This window comes from Weizmannia acidilactici (genome assembly GCF_008974185.1).
Taxonomy (GTDB): domain Bacteria; phylum Bacillota; class Bacilli; order Bacillales; family Bacillaceae_C; genus Weizmannia; species Weizmannia acidilactici.
The window spans coordinates 54,183-81,096 of record NZ_BKZP01000008.1; the positions used below are offsets into that span (position 1 = coordinate 54,183).

General features: G+C 43.3%; 24 protein-coding genes and 4 pseudogenes. 17 read left to right on the plus strand and 11 right to left on the minus strand.

Annotation, left to right across the window (positions count from 1 at the left end):
* Positions 1-2: 2 nt before the first annotated feature.
* Together BpJC4_RS05275 and BpJC4_RS05280 are read left to right on the plus strand one after the other, a co-directional pair.
* Positions 3-1,595 carry a long-chain-fatty-acid--CoA ligase gene (locus BpJC4_RS05275; protein WP_151697605.1) on the plus strand — a complete coding sequence of 531 codons (1,593 nt, stop codon included), beginning with the start codon at positions 3-5 and terminating at the stop codon, positions 1,593-1,595.
* 357 nt (positions 1,596-1,952) lie between these two features.
* Positions 1,953-2,330 carry a replication termination protein gene (locus tag BpJC4_RS05280; protein ID WP_151680511.1) on the plus strand — a complete coding sequence of 126 codons (378 nt, stop codon included), beginning with the start codon at positions 1,953-1,955 and terminating at the stop codon, positions 2,328-2,330.
* Positions 2,331-2,362: 32 nt separating this feature from the next.
* On the opposite strand, the gene BpJC4_RS05285 is transcribed toward BpJC4_RS05280, so the two are convergent.
* The gene (locus tag BpJC4_RS05285; RefSeq protein WP_151680512.1) at positions 2,363-3,151 is read right to left on the minus strand and encodes an HAD family hydrolase; all 789 of its coding nucleotides are present in this window, start codon (positions 3,149-3,151) and stop codon (positions 2,363-2,365) included.
* Positions 3,152-3,309: 158 nt separating this feature from the next.
* Between BpJC4_RS05285 and BpJC4_RS05290 the strand changes: the two genes are divergently transcribed.
* From BpJC4_RS05290 to BpJC4_RS05310, 5 genes are all read left to right on the plus strand, one after another.
* The gene (locus BpJC4_RS05290) at positions 3,310-3,870 is read left to right on the plus strand and encodes a DUF420 domain-containing protein (RefSeq protein WP_151680513.1); all 561 of its coding nucleotides are present in this window, start codon (positions 3,310-3,312) and stop codon (positions 3,868-3,870) included.
* Positions 3,871-4,024: 154 nt separating this feature from the next.
* On the plus strand, positions 4,025-4,408 hold the full coding sequence (locus BpJC4_RS05295; protein ID WP_151697606.1) for a hypothetical protein: 384 nt from the start codon (positions 4,025-4,027) through the stop codon (positions 4,406-4,408).
* Positions 4,401-4,883 (plus strand): aminodeoxychorismate lyase, encoded by a 483-nt coding sequence (locus BpJC4_RS05300; RefSeq protein ID WP_151680559.1) that lies wholly within the window; start codon positions 4,401-4,403, stop codon positions 4,881-4,883. Before BpJC4_RS05295 ends, BpJC4_RS05300 begins: the two co-directional genes overlap by 8 nt.
* Positions 4,884-5,053: 170 nt before the next feature.
* Complete coding sequence (locus tag BpJC4_RS05305; protein WP_151697607.1) at positions 5,054-6,037, plus strand: L-lactate dehydrogenase; 984 nt, start codon at positions 5,054-5,056, stop codon at positions 6,035-6,037.
* Between the two features lie 145 nt (positions 6,038-6,182).
* A complete protein-coding gene (locus tag BpJC4_RS05310; RefSeq protein WP_151680516.1) occupies positions 6,183-7,007 on the plus strand; it encodes a Cof-type HAD-IIB family hydrolase in 825 nt (274 codons plus the stop codon).
* 2 nt (positions 7,008-7,009) lie between these two features.
* Here the strand turns inward: BpJC4_RS05310 and BpJC4_RS05315 are convergent, their stop codons facing one another.
* Positions 7,010-7,978, minus strand: coding sequence for a LacI family DNA-binding transcriptional regulator (locus BpJC4_RS05315; protein ID WP_151680517.1), 969 nt, complete (start codon positions 7,976-7,978; stop codon positions 7,010-7,012).
* A 108-nt stretch (positions 7,979-8,086) separates the two neighbouring features.
* Between BpJC4_RS05315 and BpJC4_RS05320 the strand changes: the two genes are divergently transcribed.
* Positions 8,087-9,427: a 6-phospho-beta-glucosidase gene (locus BpJC4_RS05320; RefSeq protein ID WP_151697608.1), complete on the plus strand. Its 1,341-nt coding sequence runs from the start codon at positions 8,087-8,089 to the stop codon at positions 9,425-9,427.
* A gap of 104 nt (positions 9,428-9,531) precedes the next feature.
* Here BpJC4_RS05320 and BpJC4_RS05325 read toward each other — a convergent pair whose 3' ends face one another.
* Positions 9,532-9,750: a hypothetical protein gene (locus BpJC4_RS05325; protein ID WP_151680519.1), complete on the minus strand. Its 219-nt coding sequence runs from the start codon at positions 9,748-9,750 to the stop codon at positions 9,532-9,534.
* 492 nt (positions 9,751-10,242) lie between these two features.
* Between BpJC4_RS05325 and BpJC4_RS05330 the strand changes: the two genes are divergently transcribed.
* A complete protein-coding gene (locus BpJC4_RS05330; RefSeq protein ID WP_371862154.1) occupies positions 10,243-10,617 on the plus strand; it encodes an ArsR/SmtB family transcription factor in 375 nt (124 codons plus the stop codon).
* 23 nt (positions 10,618-10,640) lie between these two features.
* Entirely contained in the window at positions 10,641-13,004 is a 2,364-nt protein-coding gene (locus BpJC4_RS05335; protein WP_151697609.1) for a heavy metal translocating P-type ATPase, read from the plus strand.
* A 230-nt stretch (positions 13,005-13,234) separates the two neighbouring features.
* Here BpJC4_RS05335 and BpJC4_RS05340 read toward each other — a convergent pair.
* Both BpJC4_RS05340 and BpJC4_RS05345 read right to left on the minus strand, forming a co-directional pair.
* Positions 13,235-13,669: pseudogene (locus BpJC4_RS05340) on the minus strand (IS3 family transposase); the annotation flags it as partial.
* Positions 13,669-14,168, minus strand: a pseudogene (locus BpJC4_RS05345) (DUF4158 domain-containing protein); the annotation flags it as partial. The pseudogenes BpJC4_RS05345 and BpJC4_RS05340, both read right to left, overlap by 1 nt.
* 73 nt (positions 14,169-14,241) lie before the next feature.
* Here BpJC4_RS05345 and BpJC4_RS05350 point away from each other — a divergent pair.
* The 3 genes and pseudogenes from BpJC4_RS05350 to BpJC4_RS05360 all read left to right on the plus strand — a co-directional run bounded on the left by BpJC4_RS05350 (position 14,242) and on the right by BpJC4_RS05360 (position 15,713).
* Positions 14,242-14,817, plus strand: a pseudogene (locus tag BpJC4_RS05350) (recombinase family protein).
* Positions 14,818-14,983: 166 nt separating this feature from the next.
* The gene (locus BpJC4_RS05355) at positions 14,984-15,319 is read left to right on the plus strand and encodes an iron chaperone (protein WP_253724290.1); all 336 of its coding nucleotides are present in this window, start codon (positions 14,984-14,986) and stop codon (positions 15,317-15,319) included.
* Positions 15,320-15,341: 22 nt separating this feature from the next.
* Complete coding sequence (locus BpJC4_RS05360) at positions 15,342-15,713, plus strand: iron chaperone (protein WP_151680522.1); 372 nt, start codon at positions 15,342-15,344, stop codon at positions 15,711-15,713.
* 404 nt (positions 15,714-16,117) lie between these two features.
* Here the strand turns inward: BpJC4_RS05360 and BpJC4_RS05365 are convergent, their stop codons facing one another.
* The gene (locus tag BpJC4_RS05365) at positions 16,118-17,683 is read right to left on the minus strand and encodes an alpha/beta hydrolase (protein WP_151697610.1); all 1,566 of its coding nucleotides are present in this window, start codon (positions 17,681-17,683) and stop codon (positions 16,118-16,120) included.
* A 138-nt stretch (positions 17,684-17,821) separates the two neighbouring features.
* Between BpJC4_RS05365 and BpJC4_RS16075 the strand changes: the two genes are divergently transcribed.
* The 3 genes from BpJC4_RS16075 (at position 17,822) to BpJC4_RS05375 (ending at position 20,553) form a co-directional block, all read left to right on the plus strand.
* Complete coding sequence (locus BpJC4_RS16075) at positions 17,822-17,989, plus strand: hypothetical protein (protein ID WP_172967421.1); 168 nt, start codon at positions 17,822-17,824, stop codon at positions 17,987-17,989.
* Positions 17,990-18,214: 225 nt separating this feature from the next.
* A complete protein-coding gene (locus tag BpJC4_RS05370; protein WP_151680524.1) occupies positions 18,215-18,961 on the plus strand; it encodes an SDR family NAD(P)-dependent oxidoreductase in 747 nt (248 codons plus the stop codon).
* Between the two features lie 401 nt (positions 18,962-19,362).
* Complete coding sequence (locus BpJC4_RS05375) at positions 19,363-20,553, plus strand: MFS transporter (RefSeq protein WP_151680525.1); 1,191 nt, start codon at positions 19,363-19,365, stop codon at positions 20,551-20,553.
* Here the strand turns inward: BpJC4_RS05375 and BpJC4_RS05380 are convergent.
* Complete coding sequence (locus tag BpJC4_RS05380) at positions 20,550-20,978, minus strand: cell wall hydrolase (protein ID WP_151680526.1); 429 nt, start codon at positions 20,976-20,978, stop codon at positions 20,550-20,552. The genes BpJC4_RS05375 and BpJC4_RS05380 overlap by 4 nt on opposite strands.
* A gap of 210 nt (positions 20,979-21,188) precedes the next feature.
* Here BpJC4_RS05380 and ade point away from each other — a divergent pair, with 210 nt between their 5' ends.
* Positions 21,189-22,925 carry an adenine deaminase gene (gene ade / locus BpJC4_RS05385; RefSeq protein ID WP_151680527.1) on the plus strand — a complete coding sequence of 579 codons (1,737 nt, stop codon included), beginning with the start codon at positions 21,189-21,191 and terminating at the stop codon, positions 22,923-22,925.
* A 38-nt stretch (positions 22,926-22,963) separates the two neighbouring features.
* Here the strand turns inward: ade and BpJC4_RS05390 are convergent, their stop codons facing one another.
* The 4 genes and pseudogenes from BpJC4_RS05390 to glgA all read right to left on the minus strand — a co-directional run bounded on the left by BpJC4_RS05390 (position 22,964) and on the right by glgA (position 26,903).
* Positions 22,964-23,719, minus strand: coding sequence for an exodeoxyribonuclease III (locus BpJC4_RS05390; protein WP_151680528.1), 756 nt, complete (start codon positions 23,717-23,719; stop codon positions 22,964-22,966).
* Positions 23,720-23,738: 19 nt separating this feature from the next.
* A pseudogene (locus BpJC4_RS05395) lies at positions 23,739-24,244 on the minus strand (mismatch-specific DNA-glycosylase).
* 17 nt (positions 24,245-24,261) lie between these two features.
* Positions 24,262-25,176 carry an NAD(P)-dependent oxidoreductase gene (locus tag BpJC4_RS05400; RefSeq protein WP_151697611.1) on the minus strand — a complete coding sequence of 305 codons (915 nt, stop codon included), beginning with the start codon at positions 25,174-25,176 and terminating at the stop codon, positions 24,262-24,264.
* A gap of 299 nt (positions 25,177-25,475) precedes the next feature.
* Complete coding sequence (gene glgA, locus BpJC4_RS05405) at positions 25,476-26,903, minus strand: glycogen synthase GlgA (protein ID WP_151697612.1); 1,428 nt, start codon at positions 26,901-26,903, stop codon at positions 25,476-25,478.
* Between the last annotated feature and the right edge of the window lie 11 nt (positions 26,904-26,914).

A 26,914-nucleotide genomic window follows, 5' to 3' on the forward strand; every position in this document is an offset into this window, starting at 1 on the left:
GTATGTTATCTGCCTTAACGCCGTTGGATTGGAAACGCAGGGCTGTCAAATACTATCCGGACAAAGTGGCGGTGGTTGACGGAGAAAAGCAATTTACGTATAAAACTTTCGGGATGCGTGTTGACAAGCTGTCTATTGCGTTGTATCGGGCCGGCATTCGCGCGCACGACCATGTAGCGGTGATGCTGCCGAATACACATTACATGCTGGAGTGCTTTTACGGTATAGGGCAGCTCGGCGTTGTCATGGTGCCATTAAATTATCGTCTGTCGACGGACGATCTAAAATACATCATTAACCACAGCGATGCCAAAATTTTAATTGTGGATGAGGAATTTTGCAAACCGATCGAGCAGGTGAAGGATGAACTTTCGCTTGATCAAATCATAATAGTTTCGGTTGATGGATTTCAAACTTCATTGCAAGGCATTGATTACGAGGCGTTTATCGATCAGGTGCCGGATGATGCCGTCGTGCCGTCCGTTGAAATTGATGAGAATCAACTGCTTACGATAAACTACACGAGCGGCACAACTTCCAAACCAAAAGGCGTGATGTTGACGCACCGGAATAATTATATCAACGCAGCTGATTTTCTGTACCATCTCAATGTCCGCCATGATGATGTGTATTTGCACACACTTCCGATGTTCCATGCAAACGGCTGGGGCGGTGTGTGGGCGATTACGGCAGCGGGTGCGACTCATGTCTGCCTGCGGAAAATTGACCCGCCTGTAATTCTTGATATGTTTGAAAAGAAAGGCATCACGATGCTTTGCGGCGCGCCGACAGTTGTCAATATGCTTGTGAACGATCCGAAAGCAATAGAAATTCAGATGAAGAACAGCCTGCGCATGGCGACAGCCGGTGCCCCGCCGGCAGCGGCATTGATCCAAAAAGCCCAGGAAATTCTCGGATTAACGATGATGCATGTTTACGGGCTGACTGAAACGACGCCTTTCATTTTATACTGTGAATGGAAAAAAACGTTTGATTCCAAGAAAGCGGAGGAACAGGCCGCGATTAAAGCAAGACAGGGCATTGAACTGGCTTTTAACGGTGAAACGAAAGTGGTGCGCCAGGACGGCACAGAGGTCGAATGGAATGGCAAAGAACTGGGGGAAATTGTGACGCGTGGAAATGTGGTAATGAAAGGTTATTATAAAGATCCGCAAATGACGGAGGTTGCCTTCCGGGGAGGATGGTTCCATACCGGTGACTTGGCGGTAACGCATCCGGACGGTTATATCGAAATCCGCGACCGCGCAAAAGATATGATAATATCAGGCGGCGAGAACATATCTTCAACCGAGGTGGAGGGCATCCTTTATAAGCATCCGGATGTCCTAGAGGCAGCCGTGATCGCCATACCGGACGAGAAATGGGGAGAAGTGCCGAAAGCCATCATCGTCCGGCAGGAAAATGCAACGGTGACGGAAGAAGAAATCATCCGGTTCTGCCGGGACAATATGGCACATTTTAAAGCGCCGAAAGCCGTTGAATTTGTTGATTCGCTGCCCAAAACGGCAACAGGTAAACTCCAGAAATATCGCTTGCGGGAAATGCATTGGAAGGGACCGAAAAAAGTAAATTAAAAAAATTGAAAACCGGCGTATGCCGGTTTATTTAGCGAATAGATAAACCAAAATACACTATGTGCGGACAACACAAACTTTCACATGGCGCCCAAAATGTGTGGATCAACCTTTCAGACAAGATAATATCTAACTGTTTTATGTGCTAATAACACAAAAATTATTAAAAGATACAGCATGCAGTGCAAAAAACGGCAGCAGAAATCCGCTGATTAAGGAATAATTTCAAACAGTACTATGTGCTAACAACACATCTAAAAAAAACAAGGACACAATTAAGATAACGTCTGTTCGATTCAAAATTTTTGTGTGCCAGGAACACACTTTACTATAATAAAAGAAAAAGAGGTGATCGAAATGGCAGAGAGGCGGCAAAGGGAAAGCACCGGTTTTTTAATCAAGCAGCGTGCTTTTTTAAAATTATATATCATCACCAATATTGAAAACGGGCGCTGGTACGGGCTGCAATTATTGGACGAATTGAAAAAAGAATTCAAACCGTTCGGGTTCGAACCGCAGCATTCCGAAATTTACCGGGCGCTTCATGAACTGGAAGATGATGAGCAAATTTTAACAAAAATGAAAGTAAAACAGGACGGGGCGAAAAGAAAAGAGATTGTAGTATATAAAATTAAAGACAGTGAAAAAGCGAAAGCTTATAAAAAGCTCGTGAAAGCCGATTTGGAACGGTGCGAACAGCTTTTGCGGAAAGCAATCCGCGATAATTTTCCATAAAAAAGTCGGTTGGGGTGTCCAGCCGGCTTCCGTTATTTTACGAGCCCGAGTGTTTTTAATCCATTATAAATGCCGGAATCTGTTACACTTGCCGTCCGCCGTTTCGCATAAGGAAACAGTTCAGGGTCGCTGTTGCCCATGGCAAAACTTTCGCCGGCAGCCAGCAGCATTTCTTTGTCATTCATGCCATCGCCGAATGCTATTGCATTTTCTTTCGGGATGCCAAGCAAGCCGAGCGCGTTTGTGACGGCGATCCCTTTGTTGACCGTATCGAGAATGACATCATAACAGTGCCCGAACCCTTCGAGATTGACCTGGGATAAATGCAGCCCAGGGTATGTTTCATACAGCGATGCTTCATCCCCGTGGATGTTTACGAACGTAATTCCCAATATTTGGTCATGTACCTCAGGTGTGTATAAAACATTCTGGCGGAGATGCAGTTTTTTCAAAAAGCTGTCCAGGACGGGGGAATCAAAAGACGTAATAAAATTTTGCCGGTCCGTATACAAAATCGCTTCATGGCTGTGCTTTGCGGCAATTTCGATAAATTCATCCACCATACTGCTGTCCATCACGGTTTTAAAAAGATTTTTGCCCCTGTGGACTGCTAACGCGCCATTATACCCGATCATGGATTGGATATTCAGTTCGTCCGCAAGCCAGGAAATTTCATGGATCGGCCTTCCGGTTGCAAGAAATACTTCCACTCCCTGCTTCTGTACTTCGGCAACAGCCTGCTTTGTTGAGGGCTGGACCGTGTCATCAGGTGTTAAAATCGTTCCGTCAATATCCAAAAACAATGCTTGATATTGTGCCATCATTTCGCTCCAATATGTAAGAATTTACAATTCATACTTTACCATGATCAAAAAGATGTGAAAATCCTTTGTAATTGTTTGCCGGTAATTTTTCATGTTATGATAGGGTTAAACAGCTGGATACCATCCATAAAATAATATACGGGGTGCTAATAAAAATGGACAAAGGAAACCATCAATCTTATCAACCGAAAAGCGATAAAAATTTTACTGCGCTGATTATCACCGTCTCGATTATCGCAAATATTATTATTTTGCTTTTATTTTTTACAAACATTGGGTATAAAGGAAAAGTAAATTTTGATATTTATATTCTTCCAAGAATGAATGCCATTTTTAACAGCTTTACGTTTATTTTTCTCATCAGCGCTTTGTTTGCTATTAAACGTAAAAATATTCAAGTCCATAGGGGATTCATTTTAGCGGCGTTTACGTCTACTTTCCTGTTTTTGCTTTCTTATTTAACATTCCATTATTTTGCTCCTAAAGATATACACTATGGCGGTACAGGAGCCATCCGCACCATTTACTTTTTCATTTTGACCACACACAGCATCCTCGCTGCAATCATTGTGCCGCTAGCTTTGTTCGCACTTGTATGGGGATGGACAATGCAGGTGAAAAAGCATAAAAAAATTGTCCGCTGGGCGATGCCGATCTGGCTGTACGTCAGCATCACCGGTGTCATTGTTTATTTAATGATGGCGCCTTATTATTAATAGAAAAACACCAACCATTCCTTGCGGGTTGGTGTTTTTTAGGTGCGGATCCATACAACTTTCGTCACAAATCCTTGATTTTTATCGAAAATTAAGGATTGTACATGTATAATAGGAAACTGGGTGAAAACTTTTAAGAAGGAGGAATCAACTGATGGGATGGATATTGGCGATACTATTTGCAGTATCCGCGGTGTTGTTTATCATGTCGATGGCAAAAGCGCGCAGCCATGCTAAAGATGAGCATCGGGAAGTTGAAATGGTCCATTTATCCTTAATGGATGAAATCAATAGTTTAAAAGACAGCATCCGGAATGTTGAACTGGATATGGAAATTCTTGAAAAAGAATCCGGTATCCAGCTTTCTATGGCAGAAAAACAATTTAAGCGTGAAGTGCTGGATTTATATAGACGCAACTACTCCATTGAAAGCATTGCAGGGAAAAAACAAGTATCTGTAAGCCAAATCCAGGACATTTTGGCACCATATATGGCGGAGAAAAACGAAAGGAGCAAGGTTGCCGGTGGGAATGAATAAATTGAGCAGCTTTGCCGCTGGAATTTTGATCGCCACGGCCATTACAGGAGCCGTTTATTTTTCCGGAACAGGTGAAGCAGCGAACAAAACGACTGACAAAACAAAAACAACAGCAAGCACGCAGCTTACCGAAAAACAAATGAAGGATAAACTGGAAAGCGCCGGTTATATTGTGCAGACAAAAGCTGAATATGACAAAAACTTGGCAGATGCCAAATCATCTGCACAAAAATCTTCTGCTACAAATCATCACACAAAAACAGTAAACCGTGTCGTCTTCAAAGTGACGGACGGCATGACAAGCATTGATGTCGGCAGACTGCTTGAGAAAGCGAAAATTGTGGACGATGCTTTTAAATTCTCCAAAGATGTGGAAAAGAAGGGCGTTGAAAACAATTTGCGCCCGGGCACTTATGTTGTCGACAGTACAATGTCTTATAATGAAGTGATTTCAACAATTTTCAAAAATCGGTAAAATAGGCTGCCAAATGCCTGAAAAAAGGCTTATGGCAGCTTTTTTGTGCTTTGATGCCCTTAGCAAAAATGGTTTTTCGTAATCTTTCTCCTGATACTGCGGTTCACGAAATTTTCTTTACAATTTTATGGTTTAAAATGTTAAAATTAAATAAACAAGGAGGGGATACCATGAAAAAGAATAAATTAGCCATTGTCGGCGTCGGTCATGTTGGTTCATATGTACTGGCAGATGCCATGAAACTGGGTCTCTTTTCTGAGATTGCGGTGATCGATAAAGATGAAGGGGTGGCTTTTGGCGAAGCGCTCGACCAGCAACATGCCACAGCACTTACATATATGACCAATATAACCGTTAAAGCAGGGGATTACGCGGAATGTGGGGATGCTGACGTTATTATTTGCGCAGCAGGGCCGAGTGTGATCCCTTCGGATGAGGAGGAAATGCCGGACCGGGCAGGGCTTGCTGTGACAAATGCCGCAGTAATCCGCGAAGTGATGGCAGGCATTACGAAATATACAAAAGAAGCCGTCATTATTTTTATCACAAACCCGCTCGATACGGTTGTCTACATTGCCGAAAATGACTTCGGCTATCCTAAGGGACGGATTTTCGGCACAGGAACTATGCTTGACTCGGCCCGTCTCCGTCAAATTATTGCCGCTAATTACGGCATTGATCCGAAAAGCGTGACCGGTTATATGATGGGGGAACACGGGTTCACGGCTTTCCCGGTATTCAGCCGCTTAAATGTGCAAGGATTCGGAGAAAAAGAACTGGATAAGGTTTTTGGCGGAAAAGAACCGCTGGATAGGGAAACTTTCCGGCAAAAAGTCATCAAAACCGCTTTTGACGTCTTTAACGGAAAGGGCTGGACAAATGCCGGCGTTGCCCAAGCCGCTGTAACGCTGGCAAAAGCCGTCATGCTTGATGAAAAAAGCGTTTATCCGGTTTCAACAACCTTGCATGGCCAATACGGCTATAACGGGGATGTCGCCCTCAGCATCCCTTGTGTGATTGGCCGGAACGGGGTAGAACGGCAGCTCGAAATTGGGCTCGATGAGCAGGAAACAGCATGGCTGCATGAATCAGCAAAATCCATACAGGAAACGATGAAAACGGTGAAAACCGGAAAAGCCTTTATTGGCGCTTAATCCGGAACCAAATCCGCTGCTAGACAGGGCAGCGGATTTTACAGACCATTGCTTTTGTGAAAAATTTCATAAACTTTGTATCCTGCTCCGTTTTTATCGATTATAATAGATTTTATAAACCTATTTTCATAGAGGAGAAAAATACATGGCATTTAAACTGATCGCATTCGATATGGACGAAACACTTCTAAACGACAACCATGAAATTTGCCAACGAAACATTGAGGCTATCAAAAAAGCAAAAGAACAATACGGTATCAAATTTGTGCCGGCAACGGGAAGGGGCTATTTATCGATCCAGCACGATTTAAAAACGCTTGGCTTATATGATGAACCGGGAGAATATGTCATATCTTTTAACGGAGGTGCCATAACCGAAAACAAAGGAAACCGCCTGCTGCAGTTCAGGGGGCTTGATTTTTATAAAATGAAAGAAATTTTTGAGTTCGGCCTGAAAAAGGATGTATGCATGCACGTGTACACGAAAGATAAGCTTTATGTATACCAGTTGTCGGAGAGCGAAAAGTTACGCCTTTTAAACCACAAACTGGAATACACCGTGATGGAGGAAAACACCGTCGATTTTCTTGAGCACGAACCGATTTCAAAAATTTTATATCAAAATTTAAATATACCGTATCTTCGGTCTCTGGAACCGGAAATGGCCCATATTACGGACGGATATTGCACCGTCAGCTATTCCTCAAACCGCTATATGGAATTTAATGCGATTGGCGTGGACAAGGGGCAGGGGCTGAGAGATTTGGCAAAAATACTCGGGATCGATTTAAAAGATACCATCGCTGTCGGGGACAATTACAATGATTTGGCGATGCTCAAAACGGCCGGATTGCCGGTTGCCGCTGGAAATGCTGTCGAGGAAATCAAAAAGGTGTGCAGCTACACGACGAAAGCCGACAATAATGAAGGGGTTGTCGCGGAACTGATTGAGAAATTTATTTTCCGCTGAATTTATGTTGTCTTTCGCTCAATCAGTTCAAATTTTAAGCCCGTAAGTGGTATTGTTTTTCCTTCAAGCCGGTTTTGGATAATGGAAAAAGCATTTCTAGCCTGCCCGCCGATCGGGTAATTGATCGTGGTGATATCCAACAAACGGGCAATATCCGTATTATCAAATCCGCAGACGGCAAAATCCCCGGGCACGTTTAAGCCAAGCCTTTTCGCTTCGGATACAAGGCCGGCAGCAAAACGGTCGTTCGGCGCCATAAAAGCATCCGGTTTGTCGGCGGTATTTTTCCACCAGTGCGCCATCTCTTCGCCATCTCGGATTGATCCTTTATGATAAAAATGGGGAAGGGCGTGTTCATTTAAACAGTATTTCCGGCAGAAATCACGGAAAGCTTCCATTCTGCCTATTGTGTTTAAATGGCCGGGGTTTCCGTAAACATTTGAAATTTTGCGGTAACCTTTTGCATGGAGGTGTTCAAGGCCGAGCATATATCCTTCGTACTGATCCATAAAAACGGAAGGAATTTCTTTCATGATGACCCGCTGCCAGGTGACAATCGGCCCGTATTTTGAATACTGGGCAATCGTGTCCCAGTCATTTGCCCGAATGACGACCGCCAGCGCGTCTATTTGTCTGCGGCGGAGCGACTCAAGCGCATCCCGTTCTTTTTTTGGATCTGCGTTTGTCAAAAATAAAGTAATATTATAGCCTTTCTCCTGGGCTGCCTGCGCAAAATTGCCCAAAAAAGTATTAATCTCGTCTCCTAAATAAGGTGCTGCGATGCCGATTAGCTTCGTTGCGCCTTTTTTTAATGAAACGGCGTTCAGATTCGGGACATAATCCAATTTTTCCATAACCGCCTGCACTTTTTTTCTCGTTTCCCAACTGACATAGCCGCTGTTGTTCAGCACCCTTGAAACCGTGGAAGGTGATACCCCGGCAAGTTTGGCAATCTCTCTTATATTGGCCATCTGTTGCCACCCCTTTTTGTTTCTAGTATAGCAAAGAAAACGCTTGACATGGAATGCATTCCACCAATTAAGCTAAATTATGAAAAAACTTAACTGGAGGGTGCGCACATGAAAAAAGGAATTAAAATTGCAACGATCGGCGGCGGTTCCAGCTATACGCCGGAACTGGTAGAAGGTTTTATTAAACGCTATGATGAACTGCCTGTGAAAGAACTTTGGCTCGTTGATATAGAAGAGGGGAGGGAAAAACTTGAGATTGTCGGCAATATGGCGAAAAGAATGGTCAAGGCAGCAGGCATTGACTGCGAAGTTCATTTAACGCTAAACCGCCGTGAAGCGTTGAAAGATGTCGATTTTGTCACAACCCAATTCCGCGTCGGGTTGCTCGATGCTCGCATTAAAGATGAACGGATTCCGCTCAGCCACGGGATGATCGGCCAGGAAACAAACGGCGCCGGCGGAATGTTTAAAGCGTTCCGTACGATTCCAGTGATTTTGGATATTGTAAAAGACATGAAAGAACTTTGCCCGGATGCATGGTTGATCAATTTTACCAATCCATCAGGCATGGTGACGGAAGCTGTTCTTCGTTACGGAAAATGGGAAAAGGTGATCGGCTTGTGCAATGTGCCAGTTGGTGCCGTCAAAAGTGCGGCCGAGGTTTTAAATAAAAAAGAAGAAGACCTGTTCTTTAAATTTGCCGGGATCAACCATCTGCATTGGCACCGGGTATTTGACAAGGATGGAACGGAACTTACGGAGAAAGTCATTGACGCGCTGTACGGGCCGAATGTCGACCCGGCCGTAGTTGTCGAAAACATTAAAAACATGCGTTTCTTATACGAACAAGTGAAAAATTTAAAAATGCTGCCATGCCCGTATCACCGTTATTACTACATGACGGATAACATGCTGAAAGAGGAGCTGGAAGCCTTCCATAACGAAGGAACGCGCGGGGAAGTCGTTAAAAGGATAGAGGCCAAATTGTTTGAACTTTATAAAGATCCGAATCTCGACCATAAACCGGAAGAACTGTCCAAAAGGGGCGGGGCGCATTACAGCGATGCAGCATGTGAAATCATTAATTCCATCTACAATAATAAAGGGACCGTAATGGTCGTGTCGACAAGAAACAACGGTGCCATCGATGACCTTCCTTATGATTGTGCGGTCGAAGTTTCAAGCATTATCCGGGCACACGGGGCAGAACCAGTCAACTTCGGTAAATTTCCGCCGGCCCAGCGCGGTCTCCTGCAATTGATGAAAGCGATGGAGGAATTAACGATTGAAGCCGCTGTGACCGGAGATTACGCAACGGCATTGCAGGCGTTCACGCTCAATCCGCTCGTACCCAGCGGCGATATCGCCAAAACTGTTTTGGACGAAATGTTGGAAGCGCATAAAGATTACTTGCCGCAGTTTTTCCCGAAAGAAGCTGCCGTACATTGAGTTGAATCAAATCATGTAAAAGGGATGTCCTGCCTGGGTCATCCCTTTTACATGTCAAGCGTAAGAGGAGAAAAACCTTCCGCCGATTTAGGAAAGTTTTTGTTTTACCGCCTTTTCTTTTTATTGTCCGAAAGAAGCGCTTGTCTTTTCACTACCGGTTCGAATGTGACCTGAACATGAAAGATGTTTTCTCCTTTTTCTGATACACCGGCCACTTTTCCTTTCCGGCCTTTTATTTTAATATCCTGGCCAGCAGTGGGAATTTCATCCATCAGCCGGCTCAGCACAAGCAGCCGGCCTTCAAAATAATGCACGACAGCCATTAAAATCTCTCCCATAAACTGTTTCTTTATACATATGAATGAGACAACATTTTGATTCATGGAACAGCATTTTGTGATGGATAATTGAACAAGTGGTCAAAGCATGCTAATTTGAAAGAAGCCGGATCAGGACTTTGAAAGCAGGATTTTCGTGTCAAACCATAACTCATTATACTTGGTTATTTTGCTATAACTGATCCCAAATCTTATTCAGTATGGAATATGACATCAGATAAAGAACCTTTAATTAATTTATTGACTTTTTATCTAAAATCAATCTGCCTTCAGCAACTAAATATGAATGTAAATCAGTTGTATCTCGTTATCATTGTGATGTAAATGAGTAGATTGTTGATTTGTTCCCAAATATTTCCTCTGTAATAGCGGATATTTATTGACATTACGTAGATATGCTTCATATAATTAAAACAATCGTATGAACATATGAATTATTGTTCATATATAAAAGGGTGTGACAAAATGAAAAACAAAATGATAACAGTAGAAGTATGTGAAGAAACTTGTGGCAGAACGATTATTCATGCAGAAGTCGTAGCAAAAGTTAAAGAAAAGATCCCAAGTATAGAAATCTTAACTGAGATGGCGGATCTATTTAAAATACTTGGGGATCGAACAAGAACACGTATTCTATACGCTTTATTTGAATCGGAAATGTGTGTATGTGATTTAGCGTATTTACTCGGTATGTCGCAATCTTCTATTTCTCATCAGTTGCGGGTATTAAAGCAAGCCAAGCTAGTAAAAAATCGAAAAGAAGGAAAAGTAGTGTATTATTCACTTGCTGATAGTCATATCATTCAGATTTTTGATCAAATATTGCAACACGTTAATGAAGATAAAATATAAAAGGGAAGAGAGACGAGAAACGGATGGAAGAGCAAAAACAGAAGATAAAGCGAGAATTTACGTTAGAAGGATTGGATTGTGCGAATTGCGCCATGAATATTGAAAATGGTGTAAAAGGAATAGCAGGTGTTTCAGCTTGCTCTGTTAATTTTGCAACCAAAACACTTACGTTGGAAACAGAACAAACAAAAGAGGAAACTGTTGTATCCGAAGTAAAGAAAAAAGTAAAATTGTTAGAACCGCATATTAACCTACAAGAAAAAGGAAGCATTACTCGAACTTTATACTTAAAAGGATTAGATTGTACGAATTGTGCTGCAAAAATCGAACAAGAAGTGGGACAGCTAGAGGGTGTTACATCATCCATTGTTGATTTTGTTTCCAAAAAACTAATTTTTGTAAGTTCTAATCCATCTAACATAGATCGATTAGAAACAGAAGCGACAAAGATTATTAAACGATTAGAACCGGAAGTAGAAGTCTTGTCAGAATCGCACGATCATGAACGTGATCATTGCAATGATACCGGAAGTGAAGACACGAAAAAATTGTTAGTTCGATTAGGAATTAGTGCCATAATAGCCGGAATTGGGATGTTCGCACCTGTTTCCAGTACTGTACAGCTCGGATTGTTTCTTATTGCCTACATTATTATAGGGGGAGACATTGTTCTTAAAGCGGTTAAAAATATTCTGAGAGGGCAAGTGTTTGATGAGCACTTTCTAATGGCTCTAGCAACTATCGGAGCATTTGCCGTCAAGCAGTACCCAGAGGGAGTAGCTGTTATGCTATTCTATCAAGTAGGCGAATTATTTCAAGGGATCGCGGTTAATCGTTCCCGCAAGTCTATCAGTGCATTGATGGATATTTGGCCAGACTATGCTAATGTAAAGGTCGGTAATGATATTCAACGAGTGTCTCCAGAAGAAGTGAGAATTGGAGATCTCATTGTGGTAAAACCCGGTGAAAAAGTTCCATTAGACGGAAAAGTCGTAGAAGGTAGCTCTATGGTGGACACATCTGCTTTAACAGGAGAATCAGTCCCACGGGAAGTGGAAGCTGGAAGTGATGTGTTAAGTGGTTTCATTAATAAAAATGGAGTCTTAACGATTGAAGTTTCAAAAGGATTTGGAGAATCAACTGTATCTAAGATTTTAGACCTTTTCCAAAATGCAAGTAGTCGAAAAGCACCAACAGAAAACTTTATTACTAAATTTGCTCGTTATTATACACCTGTAGTTGTGATCGTTGCAGTTGCATTAGCCTTCATTCCACCACTTGTAATAAGTGGAGCGACGTTTTCAGATTGGGTGTATCGGGCATTGGTATTCTTGGTTATTTCGTGTCCATGTGCGCTTGTTGTTTCCATCCCACTCGGATTCTTCGGGGGAATTGGTGCTGCATCCAAAGCGGGTATCCTTGTAAAGGGTAGTAACTATTTAGAAGCTTTAAATGATGTGAAATATGTTGTATTCGACAAAACGGGTACGTTAACCAAAGGTGTATTTAACGTAACAAGTATCCATCCAACGGGTGCAATGTCTAAAGAAGAATTGTTGGAATATGCAGCGTTTGCAGAAGTTCATTCCGACCATCCGATTGCCCAATCTATTCGAAATGCATATGGACAAGTGATTAAAGAAGAAGCTATCCGAGGTTATAATGAGATCTCTGGACATGGGATTCAAGTAACAGTCAATGGAAAAGAAATCTTAGTTGGAAATGCAAAGCTCATGACAAAAGAACAAATCTCGTTCAAAGAGCCAAATGAAATTGGAACCATTGTTCATGTCGCAGTAGATAAACAATATGCGGGATACATTGTTATTTCAGATGAAGTAAAAGAAGATTCAGCACAAGCTATCCGTTCATTAAAGAAACTAGGTATTAAAAAGACAGTCATGTTGACGGGAGATGCCAAAACAGTCGGAGACATAGTAGGCAAAAAGTTAGGACTGGATGAAGTACATGCCGAATTGTTGCCGCAACATAAAGTAGCAGAAATTGAGAAGTTAGATGTACAAAAATCTCCAAAGGAAAAACTCGTGTTTGTCGGTGATGGTATTAATGACACACCTGTTCTGGCACGAGCAGACGTAGGCATAGCAATGGGGGGATTAGGTTCTGATGCAGCCATTGAGGCGGCAGACATCGTCATTATGACAGATGAACCTTCTAAGATCCCAACGGCCATTGGAATCGCAAGACAAACTCGTAAAATTGTCTGGCAAAATATTATGTTTGCTTTAGGAGTGAAGGGAATTTTCCTTCTATTAGGTGCTTTGGGGATTGCAACAATGTGGGAAGCTGTTTTCTCAGATGTAGGTGTCACAGTACTAGCCGTTCTAAATGCCATGCGGGTGTTACGAGTGAATCAAACTTTATAATAAAAAGCCAACCTGGTTTTAAGTCAATATTTTGGACACCGAAAAATGAAATTTAAATTATGATCCCATTCCATATTTTTCCTTTAATCTTTAGTTGCTTGACATGGAGCCTCTGCGGACGTGGTGTTATGCGAAGGGCGAAAGGGGCAATGATTTCTTTCGCATGGCAAACAAGCCTACCACGCCCGCCACTCCATGTAAAGCGGATGCTTGTAAAATTGTGAAGAGCACTACGCTGCCCCTTTGATACTGTCTTCTGTTTCTTGTGGCGTCATATAGCCCAAGCAGCTATGAATCCGTTTCCGATTGTACCAGCCTTCTATAAATTCGAATAAGGCTCTTCTGGCAGCTTGAAAGTTCAAATAGTTGACTCTGTAGATCTCTTCCTTTTTCAGAATTGCATGGAAAGACTCAATGCAGGCGTTATCGTATGGGCAACCTTTTTTACTGAAGGAGTGTTTAAACTGCTTCTTTTCCATGTATTCAGCAAATTTTTCGCTTGTATACTGGGACCCCAAATCAGAATGCAAGATCAATCCCGGACCTGGCCGTTGTGCTTGATAAGCATTTTCTACTGCCTTAAGGGCCAATTCAGTCGTCATATGGCGGTCAAAAGAGTAGCCGATAATCTTTCTGGTATGCAAGTCCATGACAGAAGCCAGGTAACTTTCAAGTGTAGTGATAGCAGGTAGGATGATTTTGTTTTTTCTTAGAAAATCTATGCATTCATGTAGTAGATGAATAGCACCCCCATTTTCCAAAGCTAATTGATGAAGATGCTTAAATGACATTCAATATTCTTTTAGTGTAAAAGTTACAAAGTCGTATTCATTACGAATTTCTTTCAAATGATCCCAAAGTGTATTTTCTCTTTGAGGATAAAGACTAAGCAAAGATGGAGTGGCACCGATTTGTTCGATATATAATGTATGATGAATCTGGGATGCTTTTGATATGAGTGTATGGCCAACCGGGATGCCGAAGAACGGCTAATTGAACGGCGAACCCTAAACGGTTTTCTTCTCTCCTTCGCTTATTTATAATTTCTAAATCTCGTTTGGAAAAAGTGTAGTAGGTTCCTTGTACCCACTAATCTTTAGGAATTTGCATAAAGGCCTGTCGCTGTTCCGGTGTAAGCAATTCTTTACCTCTCGCAATTTTCATACAGTATCATCTCATTCTGCAATTATTTTATATATCAATAGAGTGTAGTAGACTGATAAAATCATAGTTAAGAGTGTCTCATAAGACTTGTCTCAAAAACCGTGTCAGTTCGACTAGCCAAAATCCTTCAAGGCAATTTCAGCAATTGAACTAAATCGGAATGGATATTATTTTTGAAGAAAAAATTTCTGGAGCAACAAAGGATCGTGAGCAACTTCAAAAATGTTAGAGGATTTACAGGAAGGTGACATTATTTATGTTGCAGACTTAACTCGGATCACTCGAATTACGCAGGATTTATTTGGATTGATTACATACGGGGGAAAAAGGCCAGTTTAAAATCATTAAAGGATACCTGGTTAGATTTATCAGAAGATAATCCAAACAGCCAATTCTTAATTACGATAATGGCTGGTGTTAACCAATTAGAACAAGATCTTATTCGTATGCGTCAACGTGAAGGGATTGAACTGGCCAAGATAGAAGGAAAGTTTAAAGGCCGATTAAAGAAATGTCATAAAAATCAGCAGGTATGAATTATGCAGTAAAGCTATATAAAGAAGGGAGTACGACTGTAAAGCAAATTTGTGAAATTACAAATGGATCTAGAGCTTCATTATATAGAAAGCTACCGGAAGGGAACAAATAATCATTCCTTATTCCATTAAAGGGCCAGATTGTTGAGTAACATTTTGACTTTATTAAAGTATTTGGTGCCTTTATTACTGGCAATTCTGATAGAATATGTTTATAGAGGACGTGGCAGTGCTTTCAGTTCCGGGGGAGTCAACGAAGCACTATCCGTAAAGGAAGGTGTGTTTGCTCAAAAAGAGAGAGCCGAGCAGATTTTTGCGTGGATGCTTGAGAAATTGCCAAACCTGGAGCCGCAAATCAAGTGGAACAAACCCACGTTTACCGATCGCGGCACATACATCATTATGTTTGCCACAGCAAAAAATCATTTGAGCATTTTACCCGAAAAAGAGACAATGGTGCATTTTGCCGATGAAATCGCCCAAGCTGGCTACAGCGCTTCTTCACGCTTGTTCCGAATTCAATGGACTGAACCAGTTAATTACGAATTGCTAGAGAAGATAATTGAATTTAATATCAAGGATAAGGCAGAGAATTCGAATTTTTGGCGGAAATAGCATAATATCGAAGGAGGAAGACATGGAAGTTTTTGAAAAATATTTAGCAGGTATCGATAACCCCGACCACCGCGACCGAACAGAGGAAATTTTGGCGTGGGTTGCTAATAAATTCCTAAATTTGGAACCGCAAATCAAATGGAATACACCAATGTTTGCCGATCACGGCACATTTATCATCGGCTTTTCCACAGCGAAGCATCATTTGAGCGTTTCACCCGAAGAAGTAGGCATTGCGCACTTTGCCGATGACATTGCACAAGCTGGCTACACCGCTACCAAAGGCTTGTTTCGAATTCCGTGGAATGAGCCGGTAAATTACGAATTGCTTGAGAAAATGATTGAATTTAATATTCAGGATAAAGCAGAATATACGAATTTTTGGCGGAAATAATACATCACGCCTTATCAAAAAACGCATGACACGAAAAAATGTCATGCGTTTTTGCAACTCAATTAAGGCGCCAACCGCTGATAATAAACGATTATTGATAACTAGTTCAAAAGATGTTCATTATCGTCTAAAAAATAGATAATTTGTTCAACAAAAAACTGGCGAAAAATTATGAGGAACTTAGAAGAGGAAGTGCCTAATAATTTTTTTATAGGAACTTGAAGGGAAGAACCCCTAACATTACGAAGAAATAAATTAGTTTACATAATATATATTATAAACAGTTCTGCAAAAAAGGTTCGTTTCTGTCTCAAAACAAGAGATTACTTTTAATAATGAGACAGAAACGGGTTTTTGCAATAGAACGCATTGTTCGTTCTATTCACTTGATCACACATATAGCATTAATCTTCGAGCCAGAGTACGTCATATTTCATTTTCATCCATTTTTTCATATTTTTATCATCATCCAAGCGCCTGTATTGCTCAATGATCCGGTCATAAATTTTCTCATTTTTATCAATCACCGACATACACTCACTTAAAAATTGGATGCTTTTTTCCGCATCATAATGTTTGTCCAAATAATATTCACACCATAATACTAAATTGATTAAATCGTTTTCAATGGTTTCACGAATTTCCATGAACCAATCATCATAAATGGCCGTTAAAAATCCGGGCTTTAAAATTGTCATAATTTGCTGGCATTTCCGCCATTTTATCCCTTCGTTTGGCTCGTTTTTGGCTTCTTTAATCAAGTCCTGTAAGTCGAGCGTGTCGCTTGTAATATTGCCTGACAGGAAAACATTTTCCCGATCCATTGTAATAAATTGTTCTTTAATGTTTACCAATTTTTTTAAATAAGACAAATATACCCTTAAATTCTTTCTCGCTTGCTGCAGCGGTACATCCGGCCATAACGCCTCGCAAATTTGCTCTCTGGAAGCGGTTTGGTGAAAAACCAAATAAATCAGGATCTGCTTGGCACTTCTGCGATTCCATCCGTCCACGATTTCTTTCCCGTTAATGAAGACCCGAAAACGGTCTAGAAAGTCGACCCGGATTTGCTTATACCATTGCGCTTTTTTGGCGGCCTGTTTGTATATCACTTTAGTGAATTTTATGGTCTGATCCCTTATGTTTGAAAAAAACGGGCTTGCCGCAACCTTGCTGGTATCCGGCAGAATAAAAGATAAAATGCGGGATGCGGTTGTTTTCGGGTTGTCTAATGTGACCAGCATTTTAGCGTCATTTACTGTTTGAAAAAATATATTTGGCTTCGCATATAAATGGAGGAACAAATAATGCGGCGGAAATATGCAATCCATGTCGCCGGATAAAATCAATACCGGAATTTTGATGGCACGCAAATCTTCCACCGGCGAAGCTTCCGCAATAATAGCGGCCAGACGGATGAATAGTTCCGGCTTTTGTATTTCCAGACAGTTTTTCAGTTTTTGGACTGCGGGATCTTCCGGGAAAAGCATGGTCATGTTTTCGACGAAATACATGGCAGGGAAAAAACGTCCGTTATTGCTGATTTGTACTTGGAACTGCCTTACCTGCTTTCCGATATGCGGCGGATAGCAAGGCAGTGACATCAAAACCAGGTGTTCAACGGACGATTCGTATAATCTGGCGTACTTTGCTGCAATTAATGCCCCAAAGCCGATGCCGGCAAGCCGGATTTTGTTTAATTGGAGGGTTTCCAATAAAACCTTTAAATCTTCCACAAATGTATCAAGTGTATAATCTTCCGCCCCCCTTTCCGCCTGCGTTTTCCCATGCCCTCTTAAATCATATAAAATCAATTGGAAATGCTGTTCTAAATGCGGAATAAGGTCATCGAATAGATGGTGGTCGCACATTGCCGCATGGACAAGGACCATGACACCGTCGCTGCTGTTTGGCTGTTTCTGTCTAATTGAGCAATAGACCTGCCCGTATCCGGTTTGAACGTACGGCATACACAAGCACCCTCCAACCTGATTGTGTAATGTAAGTGTAACGATGGGATTGCTACAATGTTTTTAAATAGCTTACATGATGCATCAATTTTGCATCTGTTTGCACCCAACTATGAATGTGTCACAGGAGTTTTCAACATGTATTCATTGGAACAATTCGAAAAGGATATTCAGGAAATTCTCGATAAATATAATGGCAATCAATGGATTCTTGACCGCCTCTTATTACATATTTTAGAAGATGAGTCGTTATCCCTCCAACAAAAAGCGTCTTATTTAAGAATTTTATTGAAGTATAAATCATAATTGCCGCCGGAATGACAAAAGGACGGCCCTCTTTTATATCCTTTCTTACGCTTTTACACTTTATGGATGTTTTAAAAACTGGAAATTGATGTAAGGCATTTTTTTGAAAAGTACCCTCTTATATTGTAAACCTTTTTTTGTGGTGCTACACTAAAGATTGCAAAGAATGGTAAGCGCTTACTAATCTTTGGGGTTTTTAATCTTTAAGACCAGGAGGAATGCACCATGTCAGGCAGAGTAGCAGTCATTACAGGCGCCGGCAGCGGGATAGGCCGGGAAACATGTTTAACATTTGCGCGCAAAGGCGAAAAAGTCGTCGTTGCTGATATTAATGAAGAAAAAGGGCTTGAAACGACCGAGCTGGTCAAAGCGGAAGGCGGAGAAGCTGTTTTTGTCAATACAGATGTTTCGAAATTTGAAGAAGTGGAAGCGCTTGTTGACCAGGCTGTGGAAACGTACGGATCTATAGATATTATGTTTAATAACGCCGGGATCGGGAAGATGGGACATGTCCTGAGTTTAAATATAGAAGATTATTTGCACGTGATTGATGTCAATCAGCACGGAGTGGCGTACGGCATTATTGCTGCCGGCAGGAAAATGCGAGACCTTGATATAAAAGGTGTGATCATCAATTCCGCTTCTGTTTTCGGATATTTGGCCAATTTCGGGACGTTCCCTTACCAAGCTTCCAAAGGCGCGGTCCGGATGATGACCCAAAACGCGGCATTGGAACTTTCCCAATACGGCATCCGGGTAGTCGGCATTGCCCCGGGCAGCGTGGATACGTCGATTATCCAGGCCTATAAAGATGCCGGAATGACGCAGAAAATGAAAGAACAGCAAATGCGGAAAGAATTGATCCGGCCGGAAGCAATCGCCAATGCAGTTTACCTGCTGACCCTCGAAGAAGCGGATGTCATCAATGGCAGCGTTGTTATGCTCGATGACGGCTATGCATCGTTTAAATAAACAAATAATATTCCCCTCATCATGCCGTTCAGAAGGACCCGTTTCCCTTTTGGACGGTTGTGTTTTGTTTCAGGCCAGCCGCGGCACACCATATTTTTTGGGGTGAAATCGATGAAAATTAGTGACCCTGCAGTATGGAGAAATGCAAAATCAGCCTTTTGATATTTTTTAACCGGAAAATCCCTTCAGCAATTCATGTACCTCCTACAAGGTACGAAGAGAATAAACGGATGACCTTCCCTCCTGCTTTTCTAAACAACTGTATTCCTGCACCATTTTTGACGTTTTTGTGGCGGTTTATGTTACAATATTCGTACAGCTCTCATTTTTACTTTTTGCCAGGCTGTCGGCCTCCTTGCTTCTGGAGGTTTGGAAGAATTTTTAGGAAAGCGGGAGTATGTATGGGAAGTCAATCTTTTTCTTCGGCGCCGCTACAGGCTGAAAATCTGCTTTACCGGCGTGCGCTTTATACGTTCAGCGGTGCACACTTTTTGAACGACCTGGTCACTACCGGCATGGTGCCCGCTCTGGTCGTCATGTATAAGCATGCGTTGGATTTAAATTATACGCAATCCACGTTAATCGTGCTCGTTTCTTATTTTGCTTCGTCCGTGACACAGCCGGTCTTTGGCATGCTGACAGACCGCAGGCCGCGCGTCTGGCTTTTTTCGCTTGGGGTCTTTTTGTCCATCTCCGGACTTGCCTTTACTGCGGTTGCGCCGTCCCTTGGATGGCTTTTAGTATGCATTGCCGTATCTGGATTCGGTTCGGGTGTTTTTCATCCTGAAGCTTCACGGGGCACGCATTTTGCGTCCGGCTTGAAAAAAGGATTGGCGCAGGCCATTTTCCAGGTGGGCGGAAATGCTGGCCAGGCTGTCGGGCCGTTAATGATTCCGCTCTTTTTGGCCCATACCGGCATCCACGGCCTCATCTGGCTGCTTCCGGTCGCATTTTTATCGCTCATCTTGACAGTTCCGCTGCTCGGCTGGATGAACGGCAAAGTCCAGAATATCAAACGCACTAAAAAAGAAATGGCCGGAAAAAACCATATTCCCGGCGTCATTCTACTCGTCCTTGTGATCATTTTACGTTCCTGGTGCCAGGTTGGCGTCGTTATTTTCCTGCCGTTTTATCTGAAACATGCAAGCTTGGAAACGACTGAACTGCTGAATTTTGTGTTTGTCGGGGCCGGTGCGCTCGGCACGCTTTTTGGCGGGATGATTTCGGACAGGGTCGGGATGAAACGGCTGCTTGTTGTTTCCATGTTCCTAGCCACGCCGTTTGCGCTTTTGCTTCCGCATTTAAGCGGCTGGCTTTCCGTTTTGGATTTGCTCTGTTTCGGCTTCAGCGTCTTATCAAGTTTTTCTGTCGGCGTGGTTTATATGCAGAAGCTTCTGCCGAAAAATATTGCCCTGGCGTCTGGCCTGTCAATCGGCTTTGGCGTTGGCGCGGGCGGAATCGGTTCTGTGTTTATGGGCGGCATTTCCGACCTGTTCGGCGTTGCGGCTGTATTTACCATCCTGTCGTTTTTGCCGATGATCGGGGCCATTCTTTCTTGGTTCCTGCCGAATGAGAAAAAACTTGCTTCTTAAAAAGTCATATAAACATTAACGCATGTTTCTGCAGTGGGCTCGTAAAAACAATGCAGCTTATACCGGTCAACGAACGGCTGGTTGTACCATGTGGGCGGGCAGTCCCCTTCCGGCCTGAAATACCATAAACTGTATTTTGCCGGCCAGTACCTTTCCCCGTTCACAACACGCTTCGCGAGCCGCCGTTCAGTTTCCCTTGCCCGCTGGTAAAAATAGCCATGGATTACCGCCTCAAAAGCGTGCGGCTGATAAACCATCTGCGGGATCGTCCGTATGCCGATAAAATCTGAACAGTTGGCCCTGATCCGGTTAATGCCGACATTGCCGACAAGCAGCATACCTAGCTGCCCCTCCCCTTCTGCTTCTGCCCTTAAGAGCCGCGCCAATAAATCGATATCTGCACTCGTTGCTTTTACAACTGCCATTTTGAACCTCCCTGTTGCTTTAAGCTGTTTTATCACTGCACAGGTTCCGTTTTTTATCCTATTCCGGCTGGAACATGAATAGAACCAAAAATAGAAAGTTTATCTTCGGTATCTTTTCTTACAATCTGCTTGCTTCCGCAGTTTCCTGTTTCTATAATAAACTACTAAATAAATGCAACAAACGCCATGCATTCGCGAAAGAAAGGGGTAATGGCGGTGGAAATGGAACTATTGAAAAAAAGGATACTGGTGGCGGTCGGGGAAATCCCTGCAGATACAGTCATTAAAAACGGAAAAATCATCGATGTGTTTAACCTTGAAATTTTATCCGGGGATATTGCCATTACCGATGGGACCATTGCCGGAATCGGCACTTATGAAGGCAAAGAAACAATTGATACGGGGGATTGCTTTGTCGTACCGGGGCTGATTGACGCCCATGTCCATATTGAGTCTTCTATGGTATGCCCTTCTGAATTTGAAAAAGTCGTTTTGCCGCACGGTGTGACTGCAGTTGTGGCGGATCCGCATGAAATCGCAAATGTGCTCGGGGAAGCCGGCATTACTTTTATGCTGGAAAATTCCGAAGGGCTGGATTTGGATGTGTTTTTTATGCTCCCTTCATGCGTGCCCGCCACACCTTTTGAACATGCGGGCGCCGTTTTATTGAACGAACAGCTCTCCCCCTTTTACAAACATCCGAGGGTGCTCGGCCTTGCAGAAGTAATGGATTATCCAAGTGTGAAAAATTTGGATCCGCAAATGCTCGAAAAACTTGTTGCTGCTTCCCCGTATAAAATTGACGGGCATGGTGCCGGGCTGGACCGGGCCGGTATCAATGTTTTTGCTGCAGCGGGTATACAAACGGACCATGAGTGTGTCACGCCGGAACAGGTGAAAGAAAGGCTCTCCAACGGAATGTACGTCATGCTCCGACAAGGTTCCGCAGCGAAAAATTTAAAAGACCTGCTTGTTGCGGTGAATGACAGTAACCGCAGCCGTTGTATGTTTTGCACAGATGATAAACATTTGGACGATCTGATTGCAGAAGGGAGCATTGACCATCATATCAGGCTAGCTGTGGAACAAGGATTTAATCCATTGGCAGCCGTGCAGATGGCAACCATTAATGCGGCACAATGTTTCGGCCTGAAACATAAAGGCGCCGTCGCCCCCGGCTATGATGCAGACTTGATATTTGTGGAAGACTTGGACCGGTTTACGGTCAAAGCCGTGTATAAAGCCGGAAAGTGCGTGGCGAGAGATGGAAAACTGTTAAAAGAAGTTAGCCTGGATCAACTGGCCGGAACTATTTCCTCGTCCGTTTTTATCCGGGAAATCACGGAGGAAGATTTGTGCATCCCGGTCAGGAAAGGCCGAAAAGCCAATGTGATTGAAATTATACCGAATCAGATTGAAACACGCAAAAAGGTGATGGAAGTTCCATCAGCAGGCGGGGCTTTTATGCCATCAACAGAACAGGATCTTGCAAAGCTGGCGGTGATCGAACGCCACCGGGCAACCGGGCATATCGGCCTGGCCATCTGCAAAGGGCTTGGCATCAGGACAGGTGCGGTTGCTTCCACCATCGCCCATGACTCCCATAATCTCATTGTGGCGGGTGTGAATGATGAAGACATCCTGCTCGCCATTGGAACGTTGAAAAAAATCGGCGGCGGGCTGGCTGTGGCGGATCAAGGGAAGCTGCTTGCTGCGATGCCGCTTCCAATTGCCGGGTTAATGTCCGGACAAAGCACCGAAAAGGCAGCCGCGCAATTTGCCGCGGTCAAGGAAGCCTTACGGGAAATTTGTGAGGACAAGGGATTTGATCTGCTGCTGACGCTATCATTTTTAAGCTTGCCGGTGATCCCGGAATTGAAAATCACTGATTTGGGGCTGTTTGATTCTGTCACTTTTCAGCATATCGCCGTTTCTGCCCCAAGCTAAAAACGGAACCGGCCGGAATTTGCGGCCGGTTCCGTTTTTCAAAATTTCGTTTTCAAAAAAACTGGGCAGTGGTCGCTCCCCATTACTTCCGGATAAATGCCGGCATCTTTTAAATCATCGCACAACCTTTCCGAAACGATAAAATAATCAATCCGCCATCCGATGTTCCGTTCCCTGACTTTATTCATGTACGACCACCACGTATAGGCCCCCTCAAGATCAGGATAAAAATAACGGAACGTATCGATAAAACCGCTGTTCAGCAAATCGGTCATTTTTTCGCGTTCTTCATCCGTAAATCCTGAATTTCCGATGTTTGTTTTTGCGTTTTTTAAGTCAATTTCCTGGTGGGCGACATTCAAATCCCCGCACATGATCACCGGTTTACGGCAGTCAAGGTCCTTTAAATACGTTCGCATCTGATCTTCCCATTGCAGACGGAAACCGAGGCGGGACAAATCACGCTGTGAATTGGGTGTATATACATTAACCAAATAAAAGTTTTCATATTCCAGCGTCAGGATCCGGCCTTCCGGTTCCGTATCTTTTTCCCCGACGCCGTAATGCACTGACAGCGGTTGTTTTTTTGTAAAAACAGCTATCCCCGAGTAGCCTTTCCGTTCAGCGTAATTCCAATATTGAAAATATCCATTCAAATCAAGGCTGATCTGCCCTTCCTGCAACTTCGTTTCCTGTACGCAAAAAATATCGGCATCCGCCTGTTCAAAAAAGTCTAGAAACCCTTTTTTGACGCAGGCGCGCAGCCCGTTCACATTCCATGAAATAAGTTTCATCCCCTGTTTCTCCCCTTCTTTATCTGTTTTTTAATTGTACAAGCGGCCGGTATATCTTAACCATTTCCTCTAATTTCATCCGGACGAGGCCGCTTGATGAAGGGGCGACAAAATCGATCGTTCCCGGCACAACGAGCGGATTTTGGCCCCCCCAGCCCGCCGCCTTTTTTTGCTGAACTGCTGGTAAACGCCTTTTTCGACATAGCAGACGATTTTAGGCTGGTACTGTTCAATTTTCTTTTTCAAGATGCTGCGGCCTTCTTCATATTCTTTCTTAGTAATTTCATCAGCAGCTTTCGTCGGGCGTGCAACGATATTCGTTAAGCCGTATTCCAACTCGAGAAGCCCAGCATCTTCTTCCAGTTTGTATTGTTTCGGCATCAACCCGGAATAATAGAGGATTTTCCAGAAACGGTTATTCGGGTTGGCGTAATGGTGGCCGTTTTTCCCCAATTTTAAACTTGGGTTGAATCCGACGAATAAAATATCTAAATTTTTGGAGATATAATCCGGCACCACTCCCAATAAACTCCCTCCTGTTTTTAAAAATTGAGGTGTTTTAATTCCCGGTAAACAGCAGCAACATCTTCTTTTCCGGCGCCGTTAGCTTTTGCATTACGGTATGTTTCTTCAACTGCACCGGCAAGCGGAAGCGACATGGCGTTTTTTTCGATTTCCGCCTTGGCAAGGCCAAGGTCTTTTGACATCAGTTCCAGCATGAAAGCGGCAGGGAACGTTTCGTTAAGGAAAGCATTCTTCTTCATTTGGAAAATCGGCGTGTTGCATGCGGAAGCCGAAATCATTTCAATGATATTTTCTTTTTTCAGCCCGAGTTTTTCCCCGAGCAGGAGCGCTTCAGATGCGCCCTGGATAATCAGCCCGAGCAACAAATTGATCGATAATTTCGCGGCGCTGCCTTTCCCGTTTTCTCCAAAATGAATGACCGTTTTTCCAAGTACATCAAAAATCGGGCGGCAAACATCTACTTGTTCTTTTTCGCCGCCGACGAGAATCACGAGGTTACCTTCTTTCGCCGGCTGGACAGAGCCCGAAACAGGCGCATCCATGAAGTGGCCGCCTTTTGCTTTAACCCATTCGGCAAAACGAACGGAATCGTCGGGGCTAACAGTGCTCATATCGATCACCGTTTTTCCTTCCGATAAACCGGAAAGAATACCGTTTTCTGCCCGCAACACTTCTTCCACCGCCGCATTATCCGTCAGCATTGTCACAATGACATCCGCTTTTTCTGCAATTTCTTGCGGTGACGTACATACCGTTGCCCCAGATGAAGCCAGCTCTTCCGTTTTGGATTGCGTGCGGTTGTATACAAATAACTCGAACTTTGCATTTAAAATACGTTTGGCCATTGGGCTTCCCATATGGCCCAGTCCGATCCAGCCAATTTTCATTTCAAAAACCTCCAAATATGGACACGATTGGCCCCAAAACAGCATGCTTCGGGGAATATTCCTTTCTTATTCTAATGTTTGCAGAAAAAGAGGGCAAGAAATACGCAATTTTTGTAGATGTTTTCCGTGTTTGTAAATAGGAAAAAGTGGTACTATCCAGATGCAATTACGGTAACGCCACCATAAATCATCCTATTGGGAGTGATCATGATAATAATCAAAGCAGGAAGCTGGAAAATGTTAACTTTTTAAGATATGATGTCAATTATAAAAGCAATCAGCCGGAGAAATATGCTGAGAAAACAGTAAAAGGCGCCTTTAGAACTGGGCGTCTTTTCCCATGCTTATGAAAGTATTTCTTGATACAGCTGAACATACTCATTTGCGGACGCTTTCCAGCTGAAATCAAGGCTCATCGCCCTTTCCGAAAGCGAACGCCATCTTTTCGGCTGGTAACGGAAAAACCAGACCGCCCTTTCGACCGTATACAGCATATCGTGGGCGTTATAATTCGCAAATGAAAAACCATAGCCTTCGTCCGTAAATTCGTTGTAAGGCTGAACGGTATCTTTTAGCCCCCCCGTTTCGCGCACGAGCGGCAAAGTGCCGTATCGCATCGCGAGTAATTGCCCGATGCCGCACGGTTCAAATTTGGAAGGCATTAAAAACAAATCACTGCCTGCATAAATTTTATGGGATAACGGTTCATCAAAATAAATATGTACGGACACTTGATCCGGATACTCGCCGGCAAGATGCCGGAATGCTTCTTCATAATGCCATTCCCCAGTGCCGAGGAGCACAAACTGGACGTTCTGCCCCAATATTTCATGGATGACGCGCAGCACCAGGTCAATCCCTTTTTGTTCCACGAGCCTCGTAACCATTGATACAACGGGGATATTGGCATCAACCGGCAAATGTAGCGCTTCCTGCAGTGCTTTTTTATTCTCCAATTTGCCCGTATAATCATTGTATGTAGAAAACAACGCCGGATCGGTTGCCGGATTGTATGTATCCGTATCGATTCCGTTTACGATCCCTTTCAGCCGGTTGCTTTTCATCCGCAAAAAGCCGTCAAGATGCTCCCCGTAATACGGCATCTGGATTTCGGAAGCATATGCCGGACTGACGGTCGTAATATAGTCCGAATAGGCAAGCCCTGCTTTTAAATAGCTTGCATTGCCGTAAAACTCGAGCCCGTCAACATGGAAATACAACTCGCTCAAATCAAGCAGATCAGACAGCACACTTTTCGGAAATACACCCTGGTAGCGCAAATTATGGATTGTAAACATCGTTTTGATTCCTTTATAAAAAGGGTGGCTGTTGAAATGTGCTTTTAACAGGACGGGAATCGGCCCCGCCTGCCAGTCATGGCAATGGATGATATCCGGTTTTTGCTGCAGATACGGAAGGGCTTCAAGCACCGCCCGTGAAAAAAATGCAAACCGTTCGCCGTCATCAAAAAATCCGTAACTGCCGTGCCTTTTAAAATAATACTCGTTATCCAAAAAATAATAACGGATCCCGCCTTCTTCCAGCGTTTCAATGCCGCAATACTGGTTCCGCCAGCCGACTGGGACCGTGATGCTGGTCATGAAAGAGAGGCGTTCTTTCACTTCCGGTTTTAGATCTTCGTATTTCGGCAGGATGACAGATGTGTTCACGCCGAGTTTTTTCAGGGATTTAGGCAATGCGTGAATCACATCGCCCAACCCCCCTGTTTTAATAAATGGTGCGCATTCTGATGCTGCAAACAATACGTTCATGGCTGATCCTC

Excerpts from the sequence above, each read along its gene's own strand:
- BpJC4_RS05275 (WP_151697605.1), top strand. The coding sequence starts at position 3 with ATGTTATCTGCCTTAACGCCGTTGGATTGGAAACGCAGGGCTGTCAAA.
- BpJC4_RS05280 (WP_151680511.1), top strand. The coding sequence starts at position 1,953 with ATGGCAGAGAGGCGGCAAAGGGAAAGCACCGGTTTTTTAATCAAGCAG.
- BpJC4_RS05285 (WP_151680512.1), bottom strand. The coding sequence starts at position 3,151 with ATGGCACAATATCAAGCATTGTTTTTGGATATTGACGGAACGATTTTA.
- BpJC4_RS05290 (WP_151680513.1), top strand. The coding sequence starts at position 3,310 with ATGGACAAAGGAAACCATCAATCTTATCAACCGAAAAGCGATAAAAAT.
- BpJC4_RS05295 (WP_151697606.1), top strand. The coding sequence starts at position 4,025 with ATGGGATGGATATTGGCGATACTATTTGCAGTATCCGCGGTGTTGTTT.
- BpJC4_RS05300 (WP_151680559.1), top strand. The coding sequence starts at position 4,401 with ATGAATAAATTGAGCAGCTTTGCCGCTGGAATTTTGATCGCCACGGCC.
- BpJC4_RS05305 (WP_151697607.1), top strand. The coding sequence starts at position 5,054 with ATGAAAAAGAATAAATTAGCCATTGTCGGCGTCGGTCATGTTGGTTCA.
- BpJC4_RS05310 (WP_151680516.1), top strand. The coding sequence starts at position 6,183 with ATGGCATTTAAACTGATCGCATTCGATATGGACGAAACACTTCTAAAC.
- BpJC4_RS05315 (WP_151680517.1), bottom strand. The coding sequence starts at position 7,978 with ATGGCCAATATAAGAGAGATTGCCAAACTTGCCGGGGTATCACCTTCC.
- BpJC4_RS05320 (WP_151697608.1), top strand. The coding sequence starts at position 8,087 with ATGAAAAAAGGAATTAAAATTGCAACGATCGGCGGCGGTTCCAGCTAT.
- BpJC4_RS05325 (WP_151680519.1), bottom strand. The coding sequence starts at position 9,750 with ATGGCTGTCGTGCATTATTTTGAAGGCCGGCTGCTTGTGCTGAGCCGG.
- BpJC4_RS05330 (WP_371862154.1), top strand. The coding sequence starts at position 10,243 with ATGATAACAGTAGAAGTATGTGAAGAAACTTGTGGCAGAACGATTATT.
- BpJC4_RS05335 (WP_151697609.1), top strand. The coding sequence starts at position 10,641 with ATGGAAGAGCAAAAACAGAAGATAAAGCGAGAATTTACGTTAGAAGGA.
- BpJC4_RS05360 (WP_151680522.1), top strand. The coding sequence starts at position 15,342 with ATGGAAGTTTTTGAAAAATATTTAGCAGGTATCGATAACCCCGACCAC.
- BpJC4_RS05365 (WP_151697610.1), bottom strand. The coding sequence starts at position 17,683 with ATGCCGTACGTTCAAACCGGATACGGGCAGGTCTATTGCTCAATTAGA.
- BpJC4_RS16075 (WP_172967421.1), top strand. The coding sequence starts at position 17,822 with ATGTATTCATTGGAACAATTCGAAAAGGATATTCAGGAAATTCTCGAT.
- BpJC4_RS05370 (WP_151680524.1), top strand. The coding sequence starts at position 18,215 with ATGTCAGGCAGAGTAGCAGTCATTACAGGCGCCGGCAGCGGGATAGGC.
- BpJC4_RS05375 (WP_151680525.1), top strand. The coding sequence starts at position 19,363 with ATGGGAAGTCAATCTTTTTCTTCGGCGCCGCTACAGGCTGAAAATCTG.
- BpJC4_RS05380 (WP_151680526.1), bottom strand. The coding sequence starts at position 20,978 with ATGGCAGTTGTAAAAGCAACGAGTGCAGATATCGATTTATTGGCGCGG.
- ade (WP_151680527.1), top strand. The coding sequence starts at position 21,189 with ATGGCGGTGGAAATGGAACTATTGAAAAAAAGGATACTGGTGGCGGTC.
- BpJC4_RS05390 (WP_151680528.1), bottom strand. The coding sequence starts at position 23,719 with ATGAAACTTATTTCATGGAATGTGAACGGGCTGCGCGCCTGCGTCAAA.
- BpJC4_RS05400 (WP_151697611.1), bottom strand. The coding sequence starts at position 25,176 with ATGCTGTTTTGGGGCCAATCGTGTCCATATTTGGAGGTTTTTGAAATG.
- glgA (WP_151697612.1), bottom strand. The coding sequence starts at position 26,903 with ATGAACGTATTGTTTGCAGCATCAGAATGCGCACCATTTATTAAAACA.